This window comes from Streptomyces sp. NPDC023541 (assembly GCF_055559995.1).
Window position 1 is genome coordinate 195733 of the sequence record NZ_JBVHJO010000008.1, and the last position, 25057, is coordinate 220789.

General features: G+C 73.3%; 25 protein-coding genes. 9 read left to right on the forward strand and 16 right to left on the reverse strand.

Going from position 1 to position 25057, the window contains the following annotated elements; translation table 11 throughout:
- Positions 1–141: 141 nt before the first annotated feature.
- The 5 genes from ACZ3X1_RS21655 to infC form a co-directional block, all read right to left on the reverse strand.
- A complete protein-coding gene (locus ACZ3X1_RS21655) occupies positions 142–1398 on the reverse strand; it encodes a sensor histidine kinase (protein ID WP_362626127.1) in 1257 nt (418 codons plus the stop codon).
- Positions 1399–1463: 65 nt separating this feature from the next.
- Positions 1464–2324 carry a TrmH family RNA methyltransferase gene (locus ACZ3X1_RS21660; protein ID WP_467280742.1) on the reverse strand — a complete coding sequence of 287 codons (861 nt, stop codon included), beginning with the start codon at positions 2322–2324 and terminating at the stop codon, positions 1464–1466.
- A gap of 135 nt (positions 2325–2459) precedes the next feature.
- Positions 2460–2846 carry a 50S ribosomal protein L20 gene (gene rplT / locus ACZ3X1_RS21665; protein ID WP_007263143.1) on the reverse strand — a complete coding sequence of 129 codons (387 nt, stop codon included), beginning with the start codon at positions 2844–2846 and terminating at the stop codon, positions 2460–2462.
- A 107-nt stretch (positions 2847–2953) separates the two neighbouring features.
- On the reverse strand, positions 2954–3148 hold the full coding sequence (gene rpmI, locus ACZ3X1_RS21670) for a 50S ribosomal protein L35 (RefSeq protein WP_030012385.1): 195 nt from the start codon (positions 3146–3148) through the stop codon (positions 2954–2956).
- 104 nt (positions 3149–3252) lie between these two features.
- On the reverse strand, positions 3253–3966 hold the full coding sequence (gene infC, locus ACZ3X1_RS21675) for a translation initiation factor IF-3 (protein ID WP_362625895.1): 714 nt from the start codon (positions 3964–3966) through the stop codon (positions 3253–3255).
- Positions 3967–4292: 326 nt separating this feature from the next.
- On the opposite strand from infC, the gene ACZ3X1_RS21680 reads away from it, so the two are divergent.
- On the forward strand, positions 4293–4676 hold the full coding sequence (locus ACZ3X1_RS21680) for a DUF1844 domain-containing protein (protein ID WP_356813809.1): 384 nt from the start codon (positions 4293–4295) through the stop codon (positions 4674–4676).
- Between the two features lie 65 nt (positions 4677–4741).
- Here ACZ3X1_RS21680 and ACZ3X1_RS21685 read toward each other — a convergent pair whose 3' ends face one another.
- The 3 genes from ACZ3X1_RS21685 to ACZ3X1_RS21695 are packed head-to-tail and all read right to left on the reverse strand — an operon-like array spanning position 4742 to position 7572.
- Positions 4742–5482 carry an SseB family protein gene (locus ACZ3X1_RS21685; protein WP_356813810.1) on the reverse strand — a complete coding sequence of 247 codons (741 nt, stop codon included), beginning with the start codon at positions 5480–5482 and terminating at the stop codon, positions 4742–4744.
- A 21-nt stretch (positions 5483–5503) separates the two neighbouring features.
- The gene (gene mycP, locus ACZ3X1_RS21690; RefSeq protein ID WP_467280657.1) at positions 5504–6745 is read right to left on the reverse strand and encodes a type VII secretion-associated serine protease mycosin; all 1242 of its coding nucleotides are present in this window, start codon (positions 6743–6745) and stop codon (positions 5504–5506) included.
- Entirely contained in the window at positions 6742–7572 is an 831-nt protein-coding gene (locus tag ACZ3X1_RS21695) for a hypothetical protein (protein WP_467280658.1), read from the reverse strand. Before ACZ3X1_RS21695 ends, mycP begins: the two co-directional genes overlap by 4 nt.
- 496 nt (positions 7573–8068) lie before the next feature.
- On the opposite strand from ACZ3X1_RS21695, the gene ACZ3X1_RS21700 reads away from it, so the two are divergent.
- A complete protein-coding gene (locus ACZ3X1_RS21700; RefSeq protein WP_467280659.1) occupies positions 8069–9271 on the forward strand; it encodes an amino acid deaminase/aldolase in 1203 nt (400 codons plus the stop codon).
- On the opposite strand, the gene ACZ3X1_RS21705 is transcribed toward ACZ3X1_RS21700, so the two are convergent.
- The 4 genes from ACZ3X1_RS21705 to ACZ3X1_RS21720 form a co-directional block, all read right to left on the reverse strand.
- On the reverse strand, positions 9241–10035 hold the full coding sequence (locus ACZ3X1_RS21705) for a hypothetical protein (RefSeq protein ID WP_467280660.1): 795 nt from the start codon (positions 10033–10035) through the stop codon (positions 9241–9243). The two genes, ACZ3X1_RS21700 and ACZ3X1_RS21705, sit on opposite strands and share 31 nt — an antisense overlap.
- 88 nt (positions 10036–10123) lie before the next feature.
- Positions 10124–10915, reverse strand: coding sequence for a 3-oxoacyl-ACP reductase (locus tag ACZ3X1_RS21710; RefSeq protein ID WP_030829941.1), 792 nt, complete (start codon positions 10913–10915; stop codon positions 10124–10126).
- A gap of 5 nt (positions 10916–10920) precedes the next feature.
- A complete protein-coding gene (locus ACZ3X1_RS21715) occupies positions 10921–12285 on the reverse strand; it encodes an aldehyde dehydrogenase family protein (protein ID WP_356813830.1) in 1365 nt (454 codons plus the stop codon).
- Between the two features lie 43 nt (positions 12286–12328).
- On the reverse strand, positions 12329–13699 hold the full coding sequence (locus ACZ3X1_RS21720) for a glutamine synthetase family protein (RefSeq protein WP_467280661.1): 1371 nt from the start codon (positions 13697–13699) through the stop codon (positions 12329–12331).
- Positions 13700–13776: 77 nt separating this feature from the next.
- Here ACZ3X1_RS21720 and ACZ3X1_RS21725 point away from each other — a divergent pair, with 77 nt between their 5' ends.
- From ACZ3X1_RS21725 to ACZ3X1_RS21740, 4 genes are all read left to right on the forward strand, one after another.
- Entirely contained in the window at positions 13777–14523 is a 747-nt protein-coding gene (locus ACZ3X1_RS21725; protein WP_356813817.1) for a FadR/GntR family transcriptional regulator, read from the forward strand.
- A gap of 135 nt (positions 14524–14658) precedes the next feature.
- Complete coding sequence (gene eat, locus ACZ3X1_RS21730; RefSeq protein ID WP_356813818.1) at positions 14659–16137, forward strand: ethanolamine permease; 1479 nt, start codon at positions 14659–14661, stop codon at positions 16135–16137.
- A gap of 45 nt (positions 16138–16182) precedes the next feature.
- On the forward strand, positions 16183–16890 hold the full coding sequence (locus ACZ3X1_RS21735) for a gamma-glutamyl-gamma-aminobutyrate hydrolase family protein (protein ID WP_467280662.1): 708 nt from the start codon (positions 16183–16185) through the stop codon (positions 16888–16890).
- 137 nt (positions 16891–17027) lie between these two features.
- Positions 17028–17834 (forward strand): hypothetical protein, encoded by an 807-nt coding sequence (locus tag ACZ3X1_RS21740; protein WP_467280663.1) that lies wholly within the window; start codon positions 17028–17030, stop codon positions 17832–17834.
- Between the two features lie 371 nt (positions 17835–18205).
- Here ACZ3X1_RS21740 and ACZ3X1_RS21745 read toward each other — a convergent pair whose 3' ends face one another.
- Positions 18206–19129: a LysR family transcriptional regulator gene (locus ACZ3X1_RS21745; RefSeq protein ID WP_362625868.1), complete on the reverse strand. Its 924-nt coding sequence runs from the start codon at positions 19127–19129 to the stop codon at positions 18206–18208.
- A 70-nt stretch (positions 19130–19199) separates the two neighbouring features.
- Between ACZ3X1_RS21745 and ACZ3X1_RS21750 the strand changes: the two genes are divergently transcribed.
- The gene (locus ACZ3X1_RS21750; protein ID WP_467280664.1) at positions 19200–20318 is read left to right on the forward strand and encodes a TDT family transporter; all 1119 of its coding nucleotides are present in this window, start codon (positions 19200–19202) and stop codon (positions 20316–20318) included.
- On the opposite strand, the gene ACZ3X1_RS21755 is transcribed toward ACZ3X1_RS21750, so the two are convergent.
- The 3 genes from ACZ3X1_RS21755 to ACZ3X1_RS21765 form a co-directional block, all read right to left on the reverse strand.
- The gene (locus ACZ3X1_RS21755; RefSeq protein WP_467280665.1) at positions 20315–20932 is read right to left on the reverse strand and encodes a signal protein; all 618 of its coding nucleotides are present in this window, start codon (positions 20930–20932) and stop codon (positions 20315–20317) included. The two genes, ACZ3X1_RS21750 and ACZ3X1_RS21755, sit on opposite strands and share 4 nt — an antisense overlap.
- Before the next feature lie 732 nt (positions 20933–21664).
- Positions 21665–22387: a helical backbone metal receptor gene (locus ACZ3X1_RS21760; RefSeq protein ID WP_467280667.1), complete on the reverse strand. Its 723-nt coding sequence runs from the start codon at positions 22385–22387 to the stop codon at positions 21665–21667.
- A gap of 4 nt (positions 22388–22391) precedes the next feature.
- Positions 22392–22940 carry a helix-turn-helix domain-containing protein gene (locus tag ACZ3X1_RS21765; RefSeq protein ID WP_356815995.1) on the reverse strand — a complete coding sequence of 183 codons (549 nt, stop codon included), beginning with the start codon at positions 22938–22940 and terminating at the stop codon, positions 22392–22394.
- Between the two features lie 313 nt (positions 22941–23253).
- Between ACZ3X1_RS21765 and ACZ3X1_RS21770 the strand changes: the two genes are divergently transcribed.
- Positions 23254–24159 carry a 5'-3' exonuclease gene (locus ACZ3X1_RS21770; RefSeq protein WP_390079240.1) on the forward strand — a complete coding sequence of 302 codons (906 nt, stop codon included), beginning with the start codon at positions 23254–23256 and terminating at the stop codon, positions 24157–24159.
- 47 nt (positions 24160–24206) lie between these two features.
- Positions 24207–25046 (forward strand): siderophore-interacting protein, encoded by an 840-nt coding sequence (locus tag ACZ3X1_RS21775; RefSeq protein ID WP_362625857.1) that lies wholly within the window; start codon positions 24207–24209, stop codon positions 25044–25046.
- Positions 25047–25057 lie beyond the last annotated feature (11 nt).

Genomic DNA, 25057 nt, shown 5'->3' on the forward strand with positions numbered 1-25057 from the left:
ACTTCCGATGGCTGGCTGGTGGGTCCCCGTACGGTGCGATCAGACCGATCGACACAGAGACACAAAGGTGCCAAAGGACGAGTCTAAAGGTCGCCGGGGGTGAAGGAGCCCGTGGGCCGCCCGGTGAGACGCTCCGCAGGACTACTGCGTGAGGTAGGCCGGGGCGCTCACGGGCAGGATAAATCGGAACTCGGCGCCGCCGCCGGGGCCGCGGCCGACCGTGATGGTGCCGCCGTGCGCCTCCACGATGCCCTTGACGATGTACAGGCCCAGGCCGGTGCCGCCGCGCTTGCTCCCCCGCCAGAAGCGGGTGAAGACGCGGGCCATCGACTCCTCGGGGATCCCGGGGCCTTCGTCGGACACGGTGACGGCGGTTCCCTTCTCATGCGGCGATACCCCGATGGTGACCGTTCCGTCGCCGTGGCGCACCGCATTTTCGAGGAGGTTGCCGAGGATCTGGTCGATCTTGTCGGGATCGGCCCACAGGTCGGGGAGGGGGCGGCTGATGCTGACGAGGAACCGCTCGGGGGCCTGGCCGTTCGCCGTGAGCGCCTGCACGTGCCGGCCCACCGCGGTGGCGATGTCGACCGGCTGGCGGCGGACCTCCAGGCGGCCCGAGTCGATGCGCGAGATGTCGAGGAGCTCGGCGATCAGGCGGGTGACGCGGTTCGCGTCGGCGTCGACGGTCTCCAGCATCAGCCGCTTCTGGTCGTCGGTGAACCGCTCCCACTTCGCCAGGAGGGTCGCAGTGAAGCCCTTGACGGAGGTCAGCGGCGAGCGCAGCTCGTGGGCGACCGTGGCGATCAGCTCGGCATGGCTGCGTTCGGTGCGGCGGCGGGCCTCCGTACCGCGCAGGGTGACGACGAGGCGGCGCACCGGCCCGGTGGGGTGGGTACGGATGTAGCTCGCGGAGACGAGCACCTCGCGGCCGCCCGGCAGCAGCAGGTTCCGCTCGGGCTGGCCGCGACGGGTGGCCAGGCCCCCGTACGGGTCGGTCAGCGCCCACCAGCGGCGGCCTTCGAGGTCCTCCAGCGGGAGGGCCCGGTCGATGGGGGCGCCGAGCGCCTGCTCCGGCGCGAGGGCGGTGATCCGCGCGGCGGCCGCGTTGAAGCAGACCACCCGGCCGGTGTCGTCGGCGACGACGAGTCCGTCGGGCAGGTAGTCGGGGTCCACGGCGAAGCCGGGGCCGAAGCCCGCGGCCGGTGCCCCGGCGGCCGTCTGGGCTGCGCGGACCGGGCGGGCGGCGGGTCCGGCGCCGCGCGCGCGGGCCGAGTCCACGGCCTGCGGTGGCACGCCGCACAGCCCGTCGGCGGCTGCGGCCGGGGGTCCGGGAGCGTCCCGGAACCGCTCCTCGGCCGCGGCAGCGGCCCCAGGTGCGCTGTTCGTACCGACGGTCATGTCCGTCATGTCCCCGTACCCCACATCTCCGAGTAGCGCCGTGGGCCCCCCGGGCCGCCACACTACTAGCTGGGGGTCACGGAGCGGCACCCTCCGGGCGCCCGCTGTGCTCGCGCGGACGCGTAGAGACACACGGCGGCGGCCGTCGCCAGGTTCAGGCTCTCCGCCTTCCCGTGGATCGGGACCCGTACGACGGCGTCCGCGAGGGCCCGGGTCTCCTCAGGCAGGCCCCAGGCCTCGTTGCCGAAGACCCAGGCGGAGGACCCGCCCATGGTGCCCGCGTCGAGTTCGGCGTCGAGGTCGTCCTCGCCGGCGCCGTCGGCCGCGAGGATCCGCACGCCGGCCGCGCGCAGTCCGTGGACGGCCTGCTCCACCGGAACGCCGACGGCGACCGGGAGGTGGAAGAGGGAGCCCACGGAGGCGCGTACGGACTTGGGGTTGTAGAGGTCCACGGAGGCGTCGGTGAGCACGACCGCGTCGGCGCCGGCGGCGTCCGCGCAGCGCAGCACCGTACCGGCGTTGCCGGGGTCGCGGACGTGCGCGAGGACCGCGACGAGCTTGGGCTCGGCCTTGAGGATCTCCTCGAACGGCGAGTCGAGGAAGTGGCAGACGCCGACGAGGCCCTGGGGCGTGACCGTCTGGGAGACCTCGGCGAGCACCTCGTCGGAGGCGTAGTGGACGCGCGCGCCGGCGTCCAGGGCCGCACCGATGATCTCGGAGTAGCGCTCGGCGGCCTCGACGGTGGCGAACAGCTCGATCAGGGTCGGCTCTCCCGTGGGTCCGCGGTGCTCGACGGCCTCCCGGACCGCCTGGGGGCCCTCGGCGATGAACCGGCGCTCCTTGGTGCGGAAGTTGCGCCGCGCCAGTCGCCTGGCGGCGGCCACCCGCGGGGATCGGGGGGAGATCAGCTCGGCGGGGTGACCCAGGTCAGCCATGGTCTCTGCGGTTCTCTCTCGGGGTGCGGGCGCCCGGGGCGCGACGGTGCGGGGAAAGCACTCGGACCCGCAGGCGCATCGCCTGCGGGTCCGAGGGTGCCGACCGCTCATGCGGCCGGCCAAGCCTTACGCGGCGGCCTTGGGGGCGTTGACGTCGGCCGGGAGCGCCTTCTGCGCGACCTCGACGAGCGCGGCGAACGCGTTGGCGTCGTTGACGGCCAGCTCCGCGAGGATCTTGCGGTCCACCTCGATGTTGGCGGCCTTCAGACCCTGGATGAGGCGGTTGTACGTCATGCCGTTCTGGCGGGCAGCGGCGTTGATGCGCTGGATCCACAGCTGACGGAAGTCGCCCTTGCGCTTCTTGCGGTCGTTGAAGTTGTAGACCAGCGAGTGGGTGACCTGCTCCTTGGCCTTGCGGTACAGGCGCGAACGCTGACCGCGGTAGCCGGAGGCCGCCTCGAGGATCGCCCGGCGCTTCTTGTGGGCGTTTACTGCCCGCTTGACGCGTGCCACTTTTTAACTCCTTGTAGCGGGGCCGTGGGTGTCTTCACACGACCCGGAAATTCGATGGGGTCCCGGTCTCGACATGCTTCCGCTCCCGAGAAGGGGAGCGGAGGACGTCAGATGCCGAGAAGCTTCTTGATCTTCGCGGCGTCGCCGGGAGCCATCTCCGCGTTGCCGGTGAGGCGGCGGGTGACACGGGACGACTTGTGCTCGAGCAGGTGGCGCTTGCCGGCGCGCTCGCGGAGCACCTTGCCGGAGCCGGTGACCTTGAAGCGCTTCTTGGTACCGCTGTGCGTCTTGTTCTTCGGCATGGCGCCGTTATCTCCTCGTCGGTGGCGCTCCCTCGCCGGCCCGGTCCGGACCGGCTTGTGGGAGCGTCATGTTGTGTAGGTGATTCGAGACAGGTGCCTCGGAATCAGGCCTCGGCGTTCGCCTCACCGGCGTCGGCCTCGGTGACCTCGGCATCCTTGGCGTCCGTCGCCTCGACCGGGGCGGCCTCCTCGGAAGGAGCCGCCTCGTCGGCAGCGGCGACGCCCTGGCGCTCGGCCTTGCGGGCGGCCTGCGCCTCGCGGGCTTCGGCCATCGCCTCGGTCTTCTTCTTGTGCGGACCGAGGACCATGATCATGTTTCGGCCGTCCTGCTTCGGGTTCGACTCGATGAACCCGAGGTCCTCGACGTCCGAAGCGAGACGCTGCAGCAGTCGGTAGCCGAGTTCCGGCCGGGACTGCTCGCGACCACGGAACATGATCGTGATCTTGACCTTGTCGCCCTGCTTGAGGAACCGAACGACGTGACCCTTCTTGGTGTCATAGTCGTGCGGGTCGATCTTCGGCCGGAGCTTCATTTCCTTGATGACCGTGTGCGCCTGGTTCTTGCGCGCCTCACGGGCCTTCATGGCCGACTCGTACTTGAACTTGCCGTAGTCCATGAGCTTGCAGACCGGCGGGCGTGCGGACGCCGCGACCTCGACCAGGTCGAGGTCGTACTCCTGCGCGAGCTCAAGCGCCTTGGCAAGCGGCACGATGCCGACCTGCTCGCCGCTGGGACCGACGAGTCGTACCTCGGGAACGCGAATCCGGTCGTTGATGCGGGGCTCGGTGCTGATGGATCCTCCTCGGTAGCACCACACGACTGCCTGGCAGACAGCCGCTGACGTGTATTTCCGTCAGACCGACCACGGCGGGGGAATGAAAAAAGCCCCGCCGGGCACAGGCGGGGGCTCCAAAACAACCGGAGCACCGCCGCATGCGAAGATGCGGGGCGCAAACTCGGGCGGCTTTCCATCGTCCGTACGGAACGATGGATGCCGCCTGACCGGTGACCCGCCGCCCCGGAAGGCGGTCAGGTGGGAGAACGGAGCCTCCACTTGTGGGCCGGACACCACAGCATCCGGCCGGTCGATGTACATACTAGCACCCGCGTTGCAAGCCCGCCGCACGGCATATCGTGGTCCGCATGACTGACGCGACGCCCTCCACCTCCACCGAAACCACTGCCGACGGCACCCCCGACTACGACGCCATGACCCGCGACATCGCGGACGTGCCCGCCGTCGAGGTGATCACCACCGTGGCCGTGCACCTGCTGAGCGCCGCGGCGGTCAACCTGGGCCTGGACAAGCCGGACTCCGAGCACAAGGACCTCGACGAGGCCCGCAAGCTGATCACGGCCCTCGCCGGCCTGGTCACCGCGAGCGCCACCGAGATCAGCTCCTTCCACGCCGCCCCGCTGCGCGACGGCCTGAAGTCGCTCCAGTTGGCCTTCCGCGAGGCGTCGATCGTCCCGGACGAGCCGGGCCAGGGCCCGGGCGAGAAGTTCACCGGCCCCGTGTTCGGCTGATCCCGCCCGGAACACGACGAAGGAGGGGCGGACCGTGACACCACGGCCCGCCCCTCCTTCGTCGTTCAGCGGGTGAAGAGCGCCTCGCCGGGCGGGGCCGGGGCGTCCGACGGCAGCAGTGCCAGGTTCAGGCCGCGCACCAGGCGGGCCCGCAGGGTGGTGTCCGCCGCCAGGGCCTCTGCGACGCGGCGGGCAGCTGCGGGGGCCTGGGCGTCGGCGGCCAGCACGATCGCGAGGATCCCGTCGGCGTCCGCGCCGGCCGGGCCGAGGTGGGCGCGGAGCACGGCGGGCTCGGCGGACACGGCGGCCCGTACGGCCTCCCGTACGGCGGGGTCGGCCAGCGGGTCGGTGTCGGTACGGCCCTCGGCGAGCGCGAGCAGCGCGGGGCCGGTCAGCTGGTAGGCGACCGGGCCGGCCAGGTCGAGCACCACCGTGTCGGCCTTCTCGTGCGCGGCGGCCGCCAGCGCCTGGTGCAGCGGTACGGCCACCGGCCGGGCGGCCGGGTCCCAGAGCGCGAGCGAGGCGATCGAGGTGAAGGCGGGCAGGGCCCGCCGGTCGCCCGCCCGCAGGGTCGGGACGGCCATGTCGCTGGTCTTCTCCCGCTTCAGGCCGGTCCCCGGGTCGGTCTCCACCTCGCCGAGCACGGCGACCACCGGGACCAGCAGCCGGGCGCCCTTGAGCGCCGCCAGTACCCGCGGCTCCTGGGTGCGGTCCTCGGCCCAGGCGGCGAGGGCCGCGGTCAGCTCGGGATCGGCGGAGCCGTCGTCATCGGAGAAGCCCGGGTCGGGAATGTTCTTGTTCGCCATGTTCGCCACAGTTACCCGACCCTACTGTGCCGGGTGTGCGTCGTGGCCCCGGGGACCCCGGCGCGGGCGCCGGGCCAGTACGGCGGCCAGGACGAGCAGCGCGGCTCCCGCGACCGCCGCCGCCGGGGCGCCGAGCCGGGCGCCCCGCTCGCGGGGTCGGACCGGCTCGGGGCCCGGGCCGAAGTACCGGCTCGCGGCGGCGGCCGGCGCGGGCACCGCGGCCTCCGCCCGCATCGCCTCCGCGACCTGCAGTGCGGCGGCGGGGTCCACCGTTCCGTGACCGCGGGCGTCGTCGCGGCCGCCGGCCGGGGAGTCGGAGGCGGTGTCCTCCAGCAGTTTCTTGATCTGGGCCGGGGACAGGTCGGGGTGCGCGGCCTTGACGAGGGCCGCCGCGCCGGAGACGAAGGCCGCGGCGGCACTGGTGCCCCAGCCCTCGTAGTAGGAGCGGTCGGGGTCGGCGATGACGACGTCGACGCCGGGGGCGCTCACGGTCGCGTACCAGTTGCGCGTGGAGAACTTGGCCTTCCGGCCGCGGCGGTCGACCGCGGTCACGGCGATGACCCCCGGATAGGCCGCCGGGTAGGAGACGCGGTCGCCGGACTCGCCTCCGTTGCCCGCGGAGGCGACGACGACCACGCCCTTGGCGAGGGCGTACTGGACGGCCTCGTCCTCGCCGGCCTCGTGGTGGGCGGAGTCGCTGTCGTCCCCGAGGGACAGATTGATCACGTCGGCGCCGTGGTCCGTCGCCCAGCGGATGCCTTCTGCCAGGGCACCGCCCTTGCTCTCGCGGGCCTTGGCCCGGCCCGGGTCGCCCTCTTCGAGGATCACCCGCACCGGAAGGATCCGTGCCTGCGGGGCGATGCCGAGCACTCCCTGGCCGCGGCTCGGGCCGTGGCCGTGCCCAGCGATGATGCTCGCCATGGCGGTCCCGTGGCGGGCCCAGGCGCGGTCGCCGGGGCCGGCGCCCATGCCGATGAGGTCGGTGCCGGCGAGGACCTGCCCGGACAGGTCGGGGTGGGACTCGTCGACACCGGTGTCGAGGACGGCGACGGTCACGCCGTCGCCCCGCGTGGTGCCCCAGGCCTCCTCGGCGCGCAGGGCCAGGAGTCCCCACTGGCGGTCGCGGATGGTGTCGGCGGCGGCCGGGACGGCGGTGGCGGTGGCGAGCAGGGCGGTGGCGGCGAGTACGGCTGCGCCGCGGAGGGTGCGGGTGCGGAGGCGGGTGCCAGTGCGGGCGGGGCCGGGGGCGGGGGCGGGGGTCATCGTGCGGCCTTCGGCGCGGGCGGGGTGGCTGTGGCGGGGGCGGTGCCTGGGGCGGGCGGTGCGGCGAGGGCGGCCAGGCCGTCCCCGAGGCGGGCGGCGAGCGCCTTGGCCTCGTGGCCGAGGCCCGCCTGGGCGGCGGCTCCCGTGGCGTCCTTCTTGACGAGGTCCTCGGCGGGGCGGGGGGCGTCCTGCGGGCGGCCGTCGGCGAAGGCGGAGACGGCGTAGACGACGACGGGGGCCTCGGTGCGTACGGAGGTGGCCCAGGCGGCCCGCTGGTTGTCGGCGAACCCGTAGGCGGGCGGGGCGGTGAGCCGGCCGTCGAGCGAGCGCATCGTGGCCTCGTCGGCGGGGGTGAAGACCATGCCGACGGCGATCAGGGAGCTGCGCGTGGCGTCGGTGTAGGTGGCGCGGAGAACGCGGGTGCAGCCGGTGGGGGCCAGCAGTGCCTGCCAGTCGGCCGCGAGGGCGGCCGGGCAGTCGGCGTCGGGGGCGAGCGCGATGCGGGTCCATGTGCGGTCGGCGCCGCCGGGGCCGGCCGAGGGGCCGGCGAGGACGGGCGGGAGGAGGCTGTCCGCGGGGGCGGCGCGCCACAGCGAGCCGGCCCTGCGGTAAGCGGCGTCGGCGGGCAAGGGGCGGTTCGCGGCGCGGTGTTCGGCCCAGGTGGTGACGGCGGCTCCGCCGACGAGGCCGCCGCCGAGGACGAGGCAGAGGGTCGCGGCCGCGACACGGGCGGGGCGGCGACGCGGCGGGGCGTGTGCGGGCTGGGGCGGCGGGGACCAGGGGTCGGGCTCGCCCGGGATCGTGGTCCGCGGTGTCGTCGTGGTCATCCGGCGGCTCCGCCCCCCGTTCCGTACGGCTGCCTGCCCGTACTCTACGGGGTTCGCGGGTGCCGCCTGGCTGGGCGGGTCGGGCGGAGTCCGGGGTCCGGCGGGGCGGGGGTCCGCGGGGGCGGGGGTCCGCGGGGGCGGTGCGGGCCCGGGCGGGCCGGGCGGCGGTGGAACACGGGGCCGGCGCCGGGGCCGGGTCGGGGTGTCGTCCGGGACTGCATGATTTATGGCGCCTGGGGCGGACCGACCCGTACAGGCGCCTACCGCGCCACAAATCACGTTTTACGTCCCGGCCAACACCCCGCCCAGCCCCCGCCCCCGTCCAGCAGATCCAGCCCGACCGACCAACCCCCCCCCAGCCCCACCGGCTTCCCCCCTCAGCCCCGCCGGCTCCCACTTCAGCCTCGCCGGCGTTTGAGGCGCGGGGTCCGGGGCGGAGTCCCGGGGTTGGGCCGGGGCCTACCCACCGGTAGAGACCTCTGGCAAGCTGCCGCCCATGAACTCCGCCGCCGCCGACCGCGCCCGGTACGACCGGGCGACCGCGCACCTGGACGCGCCGCTGGCCATCGTGGATCTCGAGGCCTTCGACGCCAACGCCGACGATCTCGTGCGCCGGGCCGGCGGCAAGCCGGTCCGGGTCGCCAGCAAGTCGGTCCGGTGCCGGGCCCTGCTCGAACGGGTACTGGCCCGGCCCGGGTTCGCCGGGGTCATGTCGTACACGCTCGCCGAGTCGCTCTGGCTGGCCCGCTCCGGGTTCGAGGACGTGCTGCTCGCCTATCCGTCCGCGGACCGGGCCGGTTTCGGCGAGCTGGCGAACGACGCCAAGCTGGCCGCCGCCGTGACCGTGATGGTGGACGATCCCGCGCAGCTGGAGCTGATCGACGGGGCCCGCGACGGCGGCGGCGAGGAGATCCGGGTCTGCCTGGAGCTGGACACCGCCCTGCGGCTGCTCGGCGGCCGGATCCGCGTGGGGGCGCGCCGCTCGCCACTGCGCGAGCCCGCGCAACTGGCCGCGCTGGCCCGTACGGTCGCCGGGCGGCCCGGGTTCCGGGTGGTGGGGCTGATGGCGTACGAGGGGCACGTCGCCGGGGTCGGGGACGCGCTGGCGGGGCGCCCGCTGCGGTCGCGGGCCATCCGGCTCATGCAGGGCGCGGCGCGCAGGGAGCTGGTGGCGCGGCGGGCCGAGGTGGCGGCGGCGGTGCGGGCCGTCGTGCCGGACCTTGAGTTCGTCAACGGCGGCGGTACGGGCAGCGTGCAGCAGACCGCGGCCGAGGACGCGGTGACGGAGATCGCCGCCGGGTCGGGGCTGTACGTGCCGCGGCTCTTCGACAACTACACCTCGTTCAGCGGGCGTCCGGCGGCACTGTTCGCGCAGCCGGTGGTGCGCCGCCCCGGGGTGGGGGTGGTGACGGTGCTCGGCGGCGGCTATCCGGCCTCGGGGGCGGCCGGCCCGGACCGGCTGCCGGTTCCCCACCTGCCGCAGGGGCTGCGCTTCGACCCCCAGGAGGGTGCGGGTGAGGTGCAGACGCCGCTCCTGGGGAGCCCGGCCGACGACCTGCTGATCGGCGACCGGGTGTGGTTCCGCCATGCGAAGGCGGGCGAGCTGTGCGAACGCTTCGACACCTTGCACCTCGTCGAGGGCGATCGGGTCACGCAGAGCGTCCCCACCTACCGGGGCGAGGGCCGCACCTTCCTGTGACGGTCCGCGGGAACACGGTGTCCGCCTGGTCCGGGACGACGCTGGTGTCGCCGCGGCGGACCGGTCCGGTGGGTGCCGCCGCTGCTGTCGTAGGCCCGGCACATCAGTTCGTTCTTGTTCCGGTTGGGGACGAGCCGCAGGGCGGTCGCGCACCGCAGGAACGAGATGTCGGTGTCGGAGTCGCCCGCCGCGGACACCTGGCGGCGGACGACCGGCTGGACCGGAGGCGGGTGGTGTACGCCCCGGCGCGGGCCGTGGTGTTGCGGATGCCGATGACGTGGTCCGCGTCGGTGCCGACGCCCTCGGCCCAGTCCTCGACGACCGGCTGCGGGGAGGCCGAGCTGATCCAGACGTCGAAGCCGGCTCTCCGTAGGCCCTCGCTCAGGGGTGCCGACCTGCTGGGTGGCGCCGACGGGCGCGGCGAGGTTCTCGGCGCGGGCGGAGGCGGCGGAGCCGCGGATCTCGCGGGCGGACCAGCCCTGCATCAGCTGGGGCAGCCGGGCGTGTCCGGGTTCCATGGTGCGGCGGTCCCGGCCGGCGAAGGCGGCGGCTCCGGTGCGGGTCGCGGCGGTGCCGTAGACCGCGTGGATCTCGTCCGCGCAGCCGGCGCCGGCGGGGGTCCCGGTGGGCACCGGGGCGCCGGGGCGGGCGAGGGCGTCGCAGGCGTCGGCGACTGGCCTGGCGCGCGGGACCGGTAGGGGTTGCAGCGGCCGTACCCGGTCGATGAGCTGCTGGAGGCGCCGGGTGGGGTTGCGCGGAAACACGGGTGAACGCTGCTTGGCGGTGAAGGCGTCACGGACGGTGGAGCACGACAGCCGGGCGTGGTGCGACGCCCGGCTGTCGGGTGGGGGGCTACAGCGGGGTGACGTACGCGCCCGAGATGCCGCCGTCGACGAGGAAGTCGGTGGCGTTGATGAAGGACGAGTCGTCGCTGGCGAGGAAGGCGACGGCGGCGGCGATCTCGGTGGGCTCGGCGAACCGGCCCAGCGGGATGTGTACGAGCCGGCGGGCGGCGCGCTCGGGGTCCTTGGCGAACAGCTCCTGGAGCAGCGGGGTGTTGACGGGCCCGGGGCACAGGGCGTTGACGCGGATGCCCTCGCGGGCGAACTGCACGCCGAGCTCGCGCGACATGGCGAGGACGCCGCCCTTGGATGCGGTGTAGGAGATCTGGGAGGTGGCGGCGCCCATGATGGCGACGAAGGAGGCGGTGTTGATGATCGAACCGCGGCCCTGGCGCTGCATGTAGGGCAGTGCGGCCTTGCAGCAGAGGTAGACGGACGTGAGGTTGACGTCCTGGACGCGGCGCCAGGCGTCGAGCTCGGTGGTGAGGATGGAGTCGTCGTCCGGGGGCGAGATGCCGGCGTTGTTGAAGGCGATGTCGACGGAGCCGTAGGTGTCGAAGGCGGTCTTGAAGAGGGCGTCGACGTCTTCCTTGTCGGTGACGTCGACCTTGACGAAGAGGCCTCCGACCTCCTCGGCGGCGGCCTTGCCGGCCGTTTCGTCGATGTCCGCGCAGACGACGTCGGCGCCTTCGGAGGCCAGTCGGCGGGCGGTGGCGAGGCCGATGCCGCTGCCGGCTCCCGTGATGACGGCGGTGCGGCCGACGAGGCGGCGGCAGATGATCTCGGTGGGCTCTACGGACATGTGGTTCAGGCCTCCGTGCTGATGAAGACGTTCTTGGTCTCGGTGAAAGCGGTGAGGGCGTCGGGTCCGAGCTCGCGGCCGAGTCCGGACTGCTTGTAGCCGCCGAAGGGGGTCCAGTAGCGGACGCTGCTGTGGGAGTTGACGGACAGGTTGCCGGCGGCGACGGCGCGCGAGACGCGCAGCGCGCGCCCGATGTCGCGGGTCCAGAGGGAGCCGGAGAGGCCGTATTCGGTGGCGTTGGCCAGGCGTACGGCGTCCTCCTCGTCCTCGAAGGGCAGGACGACGGCGACGGGGCCGAAGACCTCCTCGGTGGCGACGGGCGCGGTGGGGGCGACGTCGGTGACGAGGGTCGGCGGGTACCAGAAGCCGGGGCCCTCGGGGGCGGTGCCGCGGACGGCGGTCAGGTCGTCGGTGACGAAGGACCGTACGCGGTCCAGCTGGGTCCGTGAGATCAGCGGGCCCATCTGCGTCTTCTCGTCGAGCGGGTCACCCACGGCGACGGCCTCGATGCCGGGGGCCACGAGGTCGAGGAAGCGGTCGTAGGCGGAGCGCTGTACGAGGATGCGGGTGCGGGCGCAGCAGTCCTGGCCGCTGTTGTCGAGGAAGGCCATGGGGGCGGCGGCCGCGGCGGCTTCCAGGTCCGCGTCGGCGAAGACGATGTTGGGGCTCTTGCCGCCGAGTTCGAGGGTGACGCGCTTCACCCGGCCGGCGCACTTGGCCATGATCTGCTTGCCGACGCGCGTGGAGCCGGTGAAGACGATCTTCGCGACGCCGGGGTGTTCGACGAGCGCGTCGCCCGCGGTGTCGCCGTGGCCGGGGAGCACCTGGAAGAGGTGTTCGGGGATCCCGGCTTCGAGGGCGAGTTCGGCGAGGCGCAGAGCGGTAAGAGGGGTGGTCTCGGCGGGCTTGAGGATGACGGCGTTGCCGGCGGCGAGCGCCGGGGCCAGGCCCCAGGCGGCGATCGGCATGGGGAAGTTCCAGGGGGCGATCACGCCGATGACGCCGAGGGGTTCGAGGAAGGTGACGTCGATGCCGCCGGCGACGGGGATCTGGCGGCCGGAGAGCCGTTCCACTCCCCCGGCGGCGAAGTCGAGGAGGTCGCGTACGTTGCCGGCTTCCCAGCGGGCGTTGCCGATGGTGTGCCCGGCTTCGCGGACTTCCAGCCGGGCCAGTTCCTCGATGTTCGCGTCGACGACCGCGGCGAAGCGGCGCAGCAGGCGGGCCCGGTCGGCGGGGGCAGCCGCCGACCAGGCGCGCTGGGCGGCGGCTGCCCGGGCGACGGCGGCGCCGACGTCGTCCCGTGTGGCGGCCGGGACGACGGCGACGAGTTCCTCGGTGGCCGGATTCAGTACTTCCAGCGCGTCGGACACGTGGTGCCTCACAGTTTCGGTTCGATGGCGAGCGTGAGCGTGGCTACAGGCGTTCGAAGGAGCGGCGCAGCTCCCAGTCGGTCACCGCGGAGTCGTAGGCGTCGAGTTCCACGCGGGCCATGTTGCGGTAGTGGGCGACGACCTCGGGGCCGAAGGCGGCCTTGGCGATCTCGCTGTTCTCCCAGAGGTCGGCGGCCTCGCGCAGGGTGGCGGGTACGTGTGCGTAGTCGCCGGTGTAGGCGTTGCCGGTGCACATCGGCGGCAGCTCCAGGCGGTTCTCGATGCCGTAGAGCCCGGCCGCGACCAGGCCGGCGACGGCGAGGTAGGGGTTGACGTCGCCGCCGGGGAGGCGGTTCTCGAAGCGCATGGAGCGGCCGTGGCCGACGACGCGCAGGGCGCAGGTGCGGTTGTCGAGGCCCCAGGCGACGGCGGTCGGTGCGAAGGATCCCGGCCGGAAACGCTTGTACGAGTTGATGTTCGGGGCGTAGAGAAGGGAGAAGTCGCGCAGCGCGGCGAGCTGGCCGGCCAGGAAGTGGCGCATCACGGGGGACATGCCGTGTTCCTCGTGGCCCTCTCCGGCCATCGCGTTGCGTCCGTCGGCGTCGGTGAGCGAGAGGTGGATGTGACAGGAGTTGCCCTCCCGCTCGTCGTACTTGGCCATGAAGGTGAGCGAGACGCCTTCTTGGGAAGCGATCTCCTTGGCGCCGGTCTTGTAGACGGAGTGCTGGTCGCAGGTGGTGAGCGCCTCGTCGTAGCGGAAGGCGATCTCGTGCTGGCCGAGGTTGCACTCGCCCTTGGCCGACTCGACGGTCAGGCCGGCGGCCTGCATCTCGTTGCGGATCCGGCGCAGCAGGGGTTCGATGCGGCCGGTCCCGAGGACGGAGTAGTCGATGTTGTACTGGTTGGCGGGGGTCAGGCCGCGGTAGTTGGCGTTCCAGGCCTGTTCGTAGGTGTCCTGGAAGACCATGAACTCCAGCTCGGTGCCGACCATCGCGGTGTATCCGTGCTCGGTGAGGCGTTCCAGCTGGCGGCGCAGGATCTGGCGGGGTGCGGCCACGACGGGCGTGCCGTCGTTCCAGGCCAGGTCGGCGAGGATGAAGGCGCTGCCGGGGTTCCAGGGGATGCGGCGCAGGGTGGCGGGGTCGGGGTGCATGGCGAAGTCGCCGTAGCCCCGCTCCCACGAGGACATCTCGTAGCCGTCGACGGTGTTCATGTCGGTGTCGACGGCCAGGAGGTAGTTGCAGCCCTCGGTGCCGTGCTCGAGGACTTCGTCCAGGAAGAACTGTGCGGCGAACCGCTTGCCCTGGAGCCGCCCCTGCATGTCGGGGAAGGCCAGGACGACTGTGTCGATCTCACCGCTGGCGACGAGGATGCGGAGCTCCTCGGGCGCGAGCGGCGGCTTGCGGTCTACCACGGGATTCTCTCCTTCGGTGAGCCGAGGAGGCCTAAGGTATTGAATAGAACCATTGCTTGGGAAGGGGAGGAGCCGAGATGACCGATACGGCGAGCGAAGGCGACGCCGCCCGGCGCCTGAACCCGGTGCTGCGCCAGGTGCGGGCGGGCAACGGGTTCGAGGAGGCGCTGGAGCAGATCCTCCAAGTGGTCCGCCTGGGGCTGGTCCCCGGCGGCGAGAGGCTCCCGCCCGAGCGCGAGCTCGCGGAGCGGATGGGGATCAGCCGGGTCACCCTGCGCGAGGTCCTGAAGGTACTGCAGGACCAGGGCCTGGTGGAGGCGCGGCGCGGCCGGTACGGCGGAACGTTCGTGCTGCCCCGCCCCGACACCCCGGCCGGCGGCACGGAGGAGGAGCTGCGCAGACGGGTGGCGGGCGTCGACATCGAGGACGCCCTGCGCTTCCGCGAGGTCCTGGAGGTGGGGGCGGCCGGGCTGTGCGCCTCCCAGGGGCTGACCGAGGAGGGCACCGAACGGCTGCTCGCCGCGCTCGGGGCCACCCACGACGCCCCGCTCGCCGACTATCGCCGCCAGGACACCCTCTTCCACCTCACGCTGTGCGAGCTCGCCGGGTCCGCCACCCTGACGGCCCAGTACGCCGCCGTCCGGGCCACCGTCAACGACCTGCTCGACTGCATCCCGCTGCTGGTGCGCAACCTGGAGCACTCGCAGCAGCAGCACAGCACGCTGGTCGAGGCGGTGCTGGAACGGGACGCGGCCGGGGCGCGGGAGACCATGCGCGAGCACTGCTGCGGCACGGCGGCGCTGCTGCGGGGGTTCCTCGCCTGAGGTGGACGGGACGAGGGGGGAAGGGGGTGTCCGAGAGGCTTTCGTAACGTCTGTTTTACGCAGAGGTCTTGCGCGCTCCGCTCCACTGCGGCAAAGGTACGCCCCACAACCATTGCCCTGAGGCAGGAGCGCACGATGGCCGACGACATCGAGGCACGGCTGACAGCCGTGCCCGCACCCACCACGTCACCCGCCGGCGGCGACGGCCCGGACGACTACCTGGAGCGCCGCACACTGCGCCGCGGCAGCGCCGGCTGGCTGCTCCTGACCGGGCTCGGAGTCGCCTACGTCGTCTCCGGTGACTTCTCCGGCTGGAACGTCGGCCTCGACAAGGGCGGCTTCGGCGGCCTCGCCATCGCCACCGTCCTCATGGGCGCCATGTACGCCTGCCTGGTGTTCTCCCTCGCGGAGCTGTCCACCGTCCTGCCGACCGCGGGCGGCGGGTACGGCTTCGCCCGCCGGGCGCTGGGCCCCTGGGGCGGCTTCCTCACCGGCACCGCCATCCTCATCGAGTACATCCTCGCCCCGGCGGCGATCGTCATCTTCATCGGCGACTACGTGGAGTCCCTCGGCCTCTTCGGCCTCACCTCCAGCTGGCCCGTCTACCTCGGCTGTTTCGTGGTCTTCATCGGCGTGCACCTGTGGGGCGTCGGCGAGGCGCTCCGCTTCAGCCTCGTCGTGACCGCCGTCGCCGTCGCCGCGCTGCTGATCTTCGCGGTGGGCGCCTTCACGGAGTTCAGCGCCGACGGCCTGAACGACATCCCGGTCGACACGAGCGCCTTCGGCTCCAACTCATGGCTGCCGTTGGGCGTGCTCGGCATCTGGGCCGCGTTCCCCTTCGGCATGTGGTTCTTCCTCGGCGTGGAGGGCGTACCGCTGGCGGCCGAGGAGGCGAAGGACCCGGTCCGCTCCATGCCGAAGGCCCTGTCCATCAGCATGGGCATCCTCGCCCTACTGGCCCTGATCACTTTCTTCGCGGCGACCGGCGCGCAGGGCGCCGACGCCGTCAAGTCGGCCGGCAACCCCCTCGTCGTCGCCCTGGAGGGGGACGGCGGCCCGACCGCGCTGAGCCGATTCGTGAACTACGCGGGCCTGGCGGGCCTGGTGGCCTCCTTCTTCTCGCTGATCTACGCGGGCTCGCGCCAGCTCTTCGCCCTCTCGCGCGCCGGCTACCTGCCCCGCTTCCTCTCGCTCACCTCGAAGCGCAAGGCCCCGTACCTGGGCCTGATCATCCCCGGCGCGATCGGTTTCGCCCTGGCCGCGGCCACCGGCAACGGCGCCCGCATGCTCAACATCGCCGTCTTCGGCGCCACCATCTCCTACGCCCTGATGGCGCTCTCGCACATCGTGCTGCGCCGCCGGGAGCCGCAGCTGGAGCGCCCCTACCGCACCCCGGGCGGGGTCCTGACCTCCTCGGTGGCCTTCGTACTCGCCCTGTCGGCCCTGGTCGCCACCTTCCTCGTGGACAAGGACGCGGCGTTCATCGCCCTGGCCGTGTACGCCGTCGCCCTGGCCTACTTCGCGCTCTACAGTCGCCGCCACCTCGTGGCGTCGGCCCCCGAGGAGGAGTTCGCGGCCCTCGCGGAAGCCGAGGCGGAACTGGCCCGCGACTGAAACCCTGTCACCGTCCGCCCCCGCCCCCTTCCGGAGGTATCGAACGTGCCCAGGCCGCTCATCGGCATCACCACCTACGTCGAGGAATCCACCCGTTACGGGGTGTGGGACCTCCCGACATCGCTCGTACCGACCGGGTACCACCAACTCGTCCAGGCGGCGGGCGGCGCGGCCGTGCTGCTTCCCCCGGACGAGCCCGGATCGGCGGCGGAGGTGCTGAGCCGGGTGGACGGCCTGGTCGTCGCGGGCGGCCCGGACGTGGACCCGGTCCACTACGGAGCCGCGCGCGACCCCCGTACGGGCGCCCCCGCGACGGTCCGCGACCAGTGGGAGCTGGCCCTCATCAACGCCGCCCTGGAGGCGGACGTGCCCGTGCTCGGCATCTGCCGCGGGATGCAGGCCCTGAACGTGGCCCTGGGCGGCACCCTGATCCAGCACATCGACGGCCACGTCGACACCCCGGGCGTCATGTCCCGGCACCCGGTCCGCCCGGTCCCGGGCACCCGGTACGCGGACCTCGTCCCCGAGGAGGCGCAGGTGCCGACCTACCACCACCAGGCGGTCGAGCGCCTGGGCCGCGGCCTGGTCGTCTCGGCGCACGCGCTCGACGGAACGGTGGAGGCCATCGAGCTGCCCGACCCCGCGCGCTGGGTGCTGGGCGTGCAGTGGCACCCGGAGCGGGACGAGGACACCCGGGTGATGGCGTCCCTGATCGAGGCCGCCGCCGTCCGCGGCGCGGTACCGGTGGCCTGACCGACCGCCGGCCGCGGGACTCCAGCGCCTTCCCCAGCGCCGGGGCCCGCGGCCGGCCCCCGCACCCCGCTCGCGCCCCGCGCCGGGCGCGGCCGCCACGAATGGCCCTCCGGCCGACGGGCGGGCACGCTGGACGGGTGAGCACCGACGCGCACCGCACGGCGAAGGGACCGGTGGCCCGGTTCCTGGACAACCCGGTCGTGGGCATGGCGCCGTGGATCGTCTTCTCGCTGCTGGTCGGCCCCGGACGGTTCGAACTGGCCGTCGGACTGGCCCTGGCCGCGGCGGTCGCCCTGATCGCGGTGGGCCACCTGGTCAACCGCGGCAGCTCCTGGAAGCTGCTGGAACTGGCCGACGTGGTCTTCTTCGCGTCGATGGCCGTCATCGGAGCCCTGGTCGACGAAGGGACCCTGCGCTGGCTGGAGACGTACGCGGGCGAGGTGGCCAACATCGCGCTGGCGGTGATCGCCTTCGGCTCGATGGCCGTGCGGATGCCGTTCACCCTCCAGTACGCCCGCGAGCAGGTCGACCCGTCCCTCTGGCACACCCGCGGCTTCCTGCGCACCAACTACATGATCACGGGGGCGTGGGGCATCGCCTTCCTGGTGGCCGCCGCCGCGGGCGCGTACGGGGACCTGGTCCTGCACAACCCGAGCAACCTCTGGACCGGCTGGATCATCCAGATCCTGGCGATCGTCGCCGCGGTGAAGTTCACCGTCTGGTACCCGGACGTCGCCCGCGCCCGGGCGGTCCGCGAAGCCGCCGGACTGCCTCCCGAGCCCACACGGTGGGCGGGCTTCCTGGTGCCGCTGGCGGGCCTGCTCGTACCGATCGGCATCGCGGTCCTGATCTTCGACACCGTGTGGTGGCTGGGAATCGCCCTGATCGTCCTGGGCTCCCTCCTGACGAAGCGCCTGCAGTCGCGCTCCCAGGCGCCGGGCTGACACCCGCCGGGCCTGTGGCGGCGGCCCGGCGGGCGTGATACGTGCCGGAGCCACCCTTCTTACGGGTGCACCCATAGGCCCCCGTGCCCCAGCGAATCGCCCCTCCGCGCCCTAACGACATCGACGGCCCGGTCGGCCACGCCGAACAGATCCTCACCGTGCGCCCCCTGCCGGGAGGTCAGGGGGCTTCCTGTCGAGCAGGCCGGATCCAGGAGCGCAGTCCGGCGTCATAGGGCATCCCAGCCCGCAGGGCCGAGGGGAAGGATCGCAAGGCGGATGAAGGAGGCTGCGCGGAGCGTCGTCGAGCGAGGACAACGGGGCGAGGCGCGGCGCAGGGCGCGCCGCCGGGCCGGCCTGAGCGCGGGCACTCCTCAGGGGGTGCCCCGGGTCAGGGACAGCAGGTCCCGGGCGGGGCCGGCCGGGCGGGCGCCCGCCGGCCAGACGGCCCGCAAGGCCCGGCCGAGTTCCGCGCCCGACACCGGCACCTCCACCAGCCGGCGCGCCGCCAGCTCGTCCACCACCGCCAGCTCCGACAACACGCACGGCCCCGCACCGCCCAGCGCGGCCGCCTTCACCGCCGTCGTCGACGCCAGCTCCAGCAGCGGCGCGGCCAGACCGCCGTGCCCGGCGAGCGCGGCGTCCAGTACCTGCCGGGTACCCGATCCCCGCTCGCGCAGGATCAGCGGGGTCGCCGCCAGTTCCGCCGCCTCCACGCCCCGCGTGCGCCGCGCCCACCGATGGACGGGCGCCACCGCCACGACGAGGCGGTCCTGCGCGATCACCGCCGAGTCCAGTCCCTCCGGCACCGTCAGGCCCTCCACGAAGCCGAGGTCGGCCTCGTGCGCGAGAACCCGCTGCACGACCACCGCGGAATTGCCCGCGTGCAGCGACACCGCCGTGTCGGGCCGCTGGCCGCGCAGCGCGATCAGCCACCCCGGCAGGAGGTACTCCGCGATGGTCATGCTGGCGGCCACCCGCAGCCGCGAGTCCCGCCGCCCCCGCAGTGCCTGCGCCCCCGCGTCGAGGGCCTCCGCCGCCTCCACCACCCGCCGGGCCCAGTCGGTGACCAGTGCGCCTTCGGCCGTCAGCGTCGACCCCCGCGGGGAACGGTCCACCAGCGCCACACCGAGCCGGGTCTCCATCGCGCGGATCCGGCTGCTCGCCGCGGGCTGGGTGATCCCCAGCCGCCGGGCGGCGCCGCTGAGGCTCCCGACGCGGGCCACCTCCAGCAGCAGTTCCAGCGCGCCCAGGTCCGGTACGCGGTGCGCCAGCGGAACCCACTTCTCATCACCCATAACATCAGTTTATGGCCTTATAGAAAGGTGATCCCTGCCGTTCGTCCCGCCCCGGCATGACGCTGGACCCATGGCCACCACCCTCGTGCGACCCCGCACCCTCTCCGAACCCGCGCCCACCGCCCACAAGGCACCGGCGCTGCGACACCTCGGCCCGAACTGGTACGCCTCCGTCATGGGCACCGCGATCGTCGCCAACGCCGGCGCGGCCCTTCCGTACCAGCTCCCCGGCCAGCGCGTGGCCTGCCAGCTCGTCTGGGCGCTGTCCGCCGCCGCCCTCGCCGTCCTGCTCACCGCGCGCGCCGGGCACTGGCTCCACCACCGCGACCAGGCCCGCGCCCACCTCCTCGACCCCGCCGTCGCCCCCTTCTACGGGTGCCTCTCGATGGCGTTGCTGGCCGTGGGCGGCGGCACCCTCATCGTCGGCAGGGACCTGATCGGGACCGGCGCCGCCGTGGCCGTGGACGCCGTGCTCTTCACCGCGGGCACCGCGATCGGCCTGGTCGCGGCAGTGACCGTGCCCTACCTGATGGTGGTGCGCCACAAGGTCGAGCCGAAGCAGGCCACCCCCGTCTGGCTGCTGCCCCTCGTCGCCCCCATGGTCTCGGCGGCCCTCGGCCCGCTGCTGATACCCCACCTGTCGCCCGGCCAGCCCCGCGAGGCCATGCTGCTCGCCTGCTACGCCATGTTCGGCATCAGCCTGCTCGCCACCCTGCTGATGCTGCCCCTGATCTTCGGCCGGCTGATCGTGGGCGGCCCCCTCCCCCTGGCCCTCACCCCGACGCTGTTCCTGGTCCTCGGCCCCCTGGGACAGTCGACCACCGCCGTGAACCAGCTCGCCGACATGGCCCCCCAGGCCATCGGCGCCCCCTACGCCGGCGCGCTCGGCGCCTTCGCGGTCGTCTACGGGGTGCCCGTGATGGGATTCGCCCTGCTGTGGCTGGCCCTCGCCGTGTGCATGCTGGTCCGGGCGGCCCGGGCCGGCATGGGCTTCGCGATGACCTGGTGGGCGCTGACCTTCCCCGTCGGCACCTGTGTCACGGGCGCCGCCGGCCTGGCCCGCCACACCGGGCTCAACGCGCTCTGCTGGCTCGCCGCGGCCCTCTTCCTCGCCCTGCTGACCGCTTGGCTCCTCGCCGCCGCCCACACCCTGCGGGGCCTGTTCTCAGGCCGCCTGCTCGCCGACTAGTACGTCCACTTGCCGACCTCGAGCTCGTAGGTGACCGAGAGGGAGAAGGATCCCGCCGTACCGTCGATGGTCAGGGTGCCTGTGCCTCCGGGGACGGGCCCCAGCCGCACCCACAGCCCGCAACCGTACGTATTGACCGTCTCCGCCGTCTGCGTCACCGGGTTGCCTTCGACCCCCTTGATCCGGATGGCGGTTGGCTCCATGCGCTCCACCGCCACGTCGCTGCTGCCGATCACGACCTTGCCTTCCGCTTCGGCCATCTTCGCCGCGCACTCGGCCTTCGTACCGGTGAAGTTGACCACCGGGAAGACCACGGGCCGTGCCACAGGGATCGCGCAGCGGCGCTCGGCCTTGCCGCCGAAGGTGCCCGCGAGGAACCAGGCGTCGGCGGGCTGGTTCTCGGCGCAGAAGCGGCCGTCCGGGTCGGACACCGGGTTGGTGGCGGCCGGACTGGATGCGGCCCAGCTCCACCAGCGGCTCTGGATCTCGGCGGTGCTGAGCTCGGCGATCCCGCGCGGCGGGCGCCGGGGGTCGTCCTCGGCCTGCCCGGCCGAACACCCTCCGACGAGCAGGGCCGTCACCGCGAGCAGCATGAATGATCTTCCAGTACGCATCCGCGCATGCTAGTTCGGATCGTCCTGCGGACCGACCCAAGGACCGAAATCCGGCCACGGCGCCCTTCCTTCGGCGGGGCGGGCGGGTGCATTGCCCTGCGGACCGGCCCGCTCACCGGGATCCGGGCGCGGGGCCCTTCCTTCGGCGGGGCGGGCGGGTTCGGATCGTGATGCGGGCCGGTTCGCGGGTCGGGATCCGGGCGCGGTGCGGGCGGGTCCGCGGGGCCGGGCAGGGGTGTCTCCTCGGCTCGGCGCGTGCGAGCGATCGCGGTTGTGCTCGGTGGTTGCGCGCTCGTCCTGCGGGGACACCCCTCCCCGTCCCCGCTCCCCACGCGTCGGGCCCGGTTCCGGGAACCGCCCAGTCGGCCCGGGCGTTTTCGGGGCACTGTCGGAGCCCTGCCGTGGGGCGGGGACACGGCGGAGTGTCCCCGCAGGACGAGGCGCGACCACCGGGTACCACCGCGACATGCCCGCGGGCGCCGAGCCGAGGAGACACTCCGGCGGGGCACCGCCCCACACCACCAGCCCCGCCGGCGATCGAGGCGCGGGGCCCGGGGCAGCGCCCCAGCACCACCCACCCCCCGCAACCGAACCACAGGGCCCGGGGCGGCGCCCCAGCACCGCCCACCCGCCGCAGCCGAACCGCAGGGCCCCGGCAGCGCCCCAGCACCACCCACCCGCCACAGCCGAACCGCAGGGCCCGGGCGGCAGCCACCGGCGGACCGGCGAGGATCAGCCCGCGGAGCGCAGCGCCTGCGCCAACACCCCCGGCGCCTCCGCCAGCGAAGGCCCGTACCAGGTCAGGTGCCGTCCGCTGACCAGGGCCGCCGGCAGGCCGGGGAAGGCCTCCGGCCCGTCGCCCGCCGCGAAGGCGTACGGCTCGTCCGGCAGCACCACCAGATCGCAGCCGGCCGCGGCCAGCTCCTCCACCGCGATCCTCGGATACCGCTCCGCGTGCCCGGCGTAGACGTTCCGGACGCCGAGCCGGCCCAGCAGGTCACCCGCGAAGGTGTCCCGGCCCAGCACCATCCACGGCCGCCGCCACACCGGTACGAAGGCCGTGAGCTCTCCCACCCGCTCCGCCCGGGCCCATGCGGCCTCCGCGTCCGCCAGCCACGCCGGCCTCGCCACTCCCAGCGCGCCCACCAGTACCCGGTCCAGTTCCCGCAGCGCCTGCGGCAGGTCCCGGACCTCGGTGACGAGCACCTCCAGTCCCGCCGCGCGCAGCGCGGCCAGGTCCGGTGCCCGGTTCTCCTCCTCGTTGGCGATCACCAGGTCGGGCCGGAGTTCCGCGATCCTGCGCACGTCAGGGTTCTTCGTCCCCCCGATCCGCTCCGCCGCCCCGAGATCGCCGGGGTGCGTGCACCAGTCGGTGACCCCGACCAGCAGCCCCGGCGCGCTCACGGCCACCGCCTCGGTCAGCGACGGCACCAGCGACACGACCCGCCGCCGCACCCTTTCAGCGCCCCGGCGACGGCGGCTCGGACGTCGCGTGGATGTGGTCGCCGACGGCGACCACCAGGATCCGGGTGTCCTCGGAGACGGCCCGCCACCGGTGGCGCACGCCCCCGGACAGGAACAGCGCGTCCCCGCTCTCCAGCCGGTACGCCCGTCCCTCGGCCTCCACCTGGCAGGCGCCCTCGACCACGTACATCAGCTCGTCGTTGCGGTGCTGGTACTCGCGCCCGGCGTCCTGGTCCCCGGTGAACTCCAGTGCGTGCAGCTGGTGGTGTCCGCGGACGAGGGGCCGTACGCCCGGCACCGGGGTCAGCGCCGACTCGTCGCCGGCCCGTACGAGGTCCACCGTGCGCGCGGTGTCGGAGGCGGCCAGCAGCTCGACGGCCGTGGTCTCCAGGGCGTCCGCGACGCGCTCCAGGGACCGCATGCTGGGCCGGGCCCGCTCGTTCTCTATCTGACTCAGGAAGGGCACCGACAGACCGCTTCGCGCCGACACGGCGGCCAGCGTCAGGTGGAGCGCGCGGCGGCGCTTGCGCACGGCCACACCCACCCGCAGCGGTTCCTTGCCGTCCTTGTCCTTGCGCTTGTCGTCCACGTCGTTCAGCTTGCCGCTCAGACCGTCCGTGCCGTCCCTGTCGTTCATGTCGGGGCTGCCCTCCCCATGTCCGTCGCACATCGGTGTGCTGTAAGCACCTTACGCAGCAACCGCCTCCGGTTTCGCCCGCACCGACCTTCCCGTACCCGCCCGCTCACCGTCAGTGGCGCTCCGGGGGCGTTCGGGCGCGCGCCGGGGCGCCCCGGCGACCGGAAACGCCCCCGCGGACCGTTGCGGCATCATCGTCTCCGTGACGACACGACGCCTGATGCTCCTGGACACCGCCTCCCTCTACTACCGCGCCTACTTCGGCGTGCCGGACTCCGTGAAGGCTCCCGACGGCACCCCGGTCAACGCCGTGCGCGGGCTCCTCGACTTCATCGGCCGGCTCGTCCAGGACCACCGGCCGGACGACCTGGTGGCCTGCATGGACGCCGACTGGCGGCCGCACTGGCGGGTGGAGCTGATCCCCTCGTACAAGGCCCACCGGGTCGCGGTCGAGACCGAGACGGGTCCCGACGTGGAGGAGACCCCGGACACGCTCGCCCCGCAGGTGCCGATCATCGAGGCCGCCCTGGACGCGTTCGGCATCGCCCGGGTCGGCGTCGCCGGCTACGAGGCGGACGACGTGATCGGGACGCTCACCGCCCGTGCGACGGGGCCGGTCGACATCGTCACCGGTGACCGGGACCTCTACCAGCTCGTGGACGACGCCCGGCAGCGGCGGGTGCTGTACCCCCTCAAGGGCGTGGGCACGCTCCAGGTCACGGACGAGGCGTGGCTGCGGGCGAAGTACGGGGTGGACGGCCCCGGTTACGCAGACCTCGCCCTGCTGCGGGGCGACCCCAGCGACGGCCTGCCGGGCGTCCCCGGAATCGGTGAGAAGACGGCGGCGAAGCTGCTCGACGCCTACGGCGACCTGGCCGGGGTCATCGCGGCGGTCGACGACCCGAAGTCGAAACTGACGCCCACCCAGCGCAAGCGGCTGGATGAGTCGCGGCCGTATCTGGCGGTGGCTCCGAAGGTGGTCAAGGTGGCCTCCGACGTGCCGCTTCCGCGGTTCGACGCGGCTCTTCCGGCGGTCCCGGCCCAGCCCGAGCTGGTCGACGCACTAGCCCATCGGTGGGGATTGGGAGGCGCTGTCTCCCGTCTGAGCGGCGCCCTGCACCCCTGAGGTGCTAACTTAGGTAAGGCTAAGTTTCATGGGAGTCAGGGGATACCGTGGCAGAAGGACGCGGCCGCACTGTCGGCACCGCCGTTGTCGTACGCACCGAGCGGCTCTCGCCGCACATGGTGCGGCTCGTGCTGGGTGGTGAGGGCCTGGCGGACTTCGGCGCGGGCGAGTACACCGACCATTACGTGAAGCTCCTTTTCGCTCCCGAGGGTGTCACTTACCCCGCCCCGTGGGATCTGGAACGCATCCGCGGCGACTTTCCGCGGGCGCAGTGGCCGCGCCAGCGCGCCTACACCGTGCGCAACTGGGACGTGCTGCACCGGGAGCTGACCCTGGACTTCGTCGTCCACGGCGACGAGGGCCTGGCCGGCCCGTGGGCGGCCCGGGCCCAGCCGGGCGACCTCGTACGGTTCCTCGGCCCGGGCGGCGCCTACGCCCCGGACCCGGCGGCGGGCTGGCACCTCCTGGTGGGTGACGAGAGCGCGCTGCCGGCGATCGCCGCTGCGATGGAGCGGATGCCGGCGGGCGCGGAGGTCCACGCCATCGTGGAGATCGACGGCCCGGCCGACGAGCTGAAGGTCGCCACCCCGGACGGCGTCGTACCGGTCTGGCTGCACCGCGGCGACCGCCCGGTCGGCGAGGCCCTCGTGGAGGCGGTCCAGGCCCTGGAGTTCCCCTCGACGGACGTCCACGCCTTCGTCCACGGCGAGGCCGGCTTCGTCAAGGACCTGCGCCGCCACCTCCGCCTGGAGCGCGGCATCGCCCGGGAACGCCTGTCGATCTCGGGCTACTGGCGCCTGGGCGAGACGGACGAGGGCTGGCGCGCGATCAAGCGTGACTGGAACGCGTCGGTGGAGGCCGAACAGGAACACCGCGCCGCCGCCTGACCCCTCCGGGG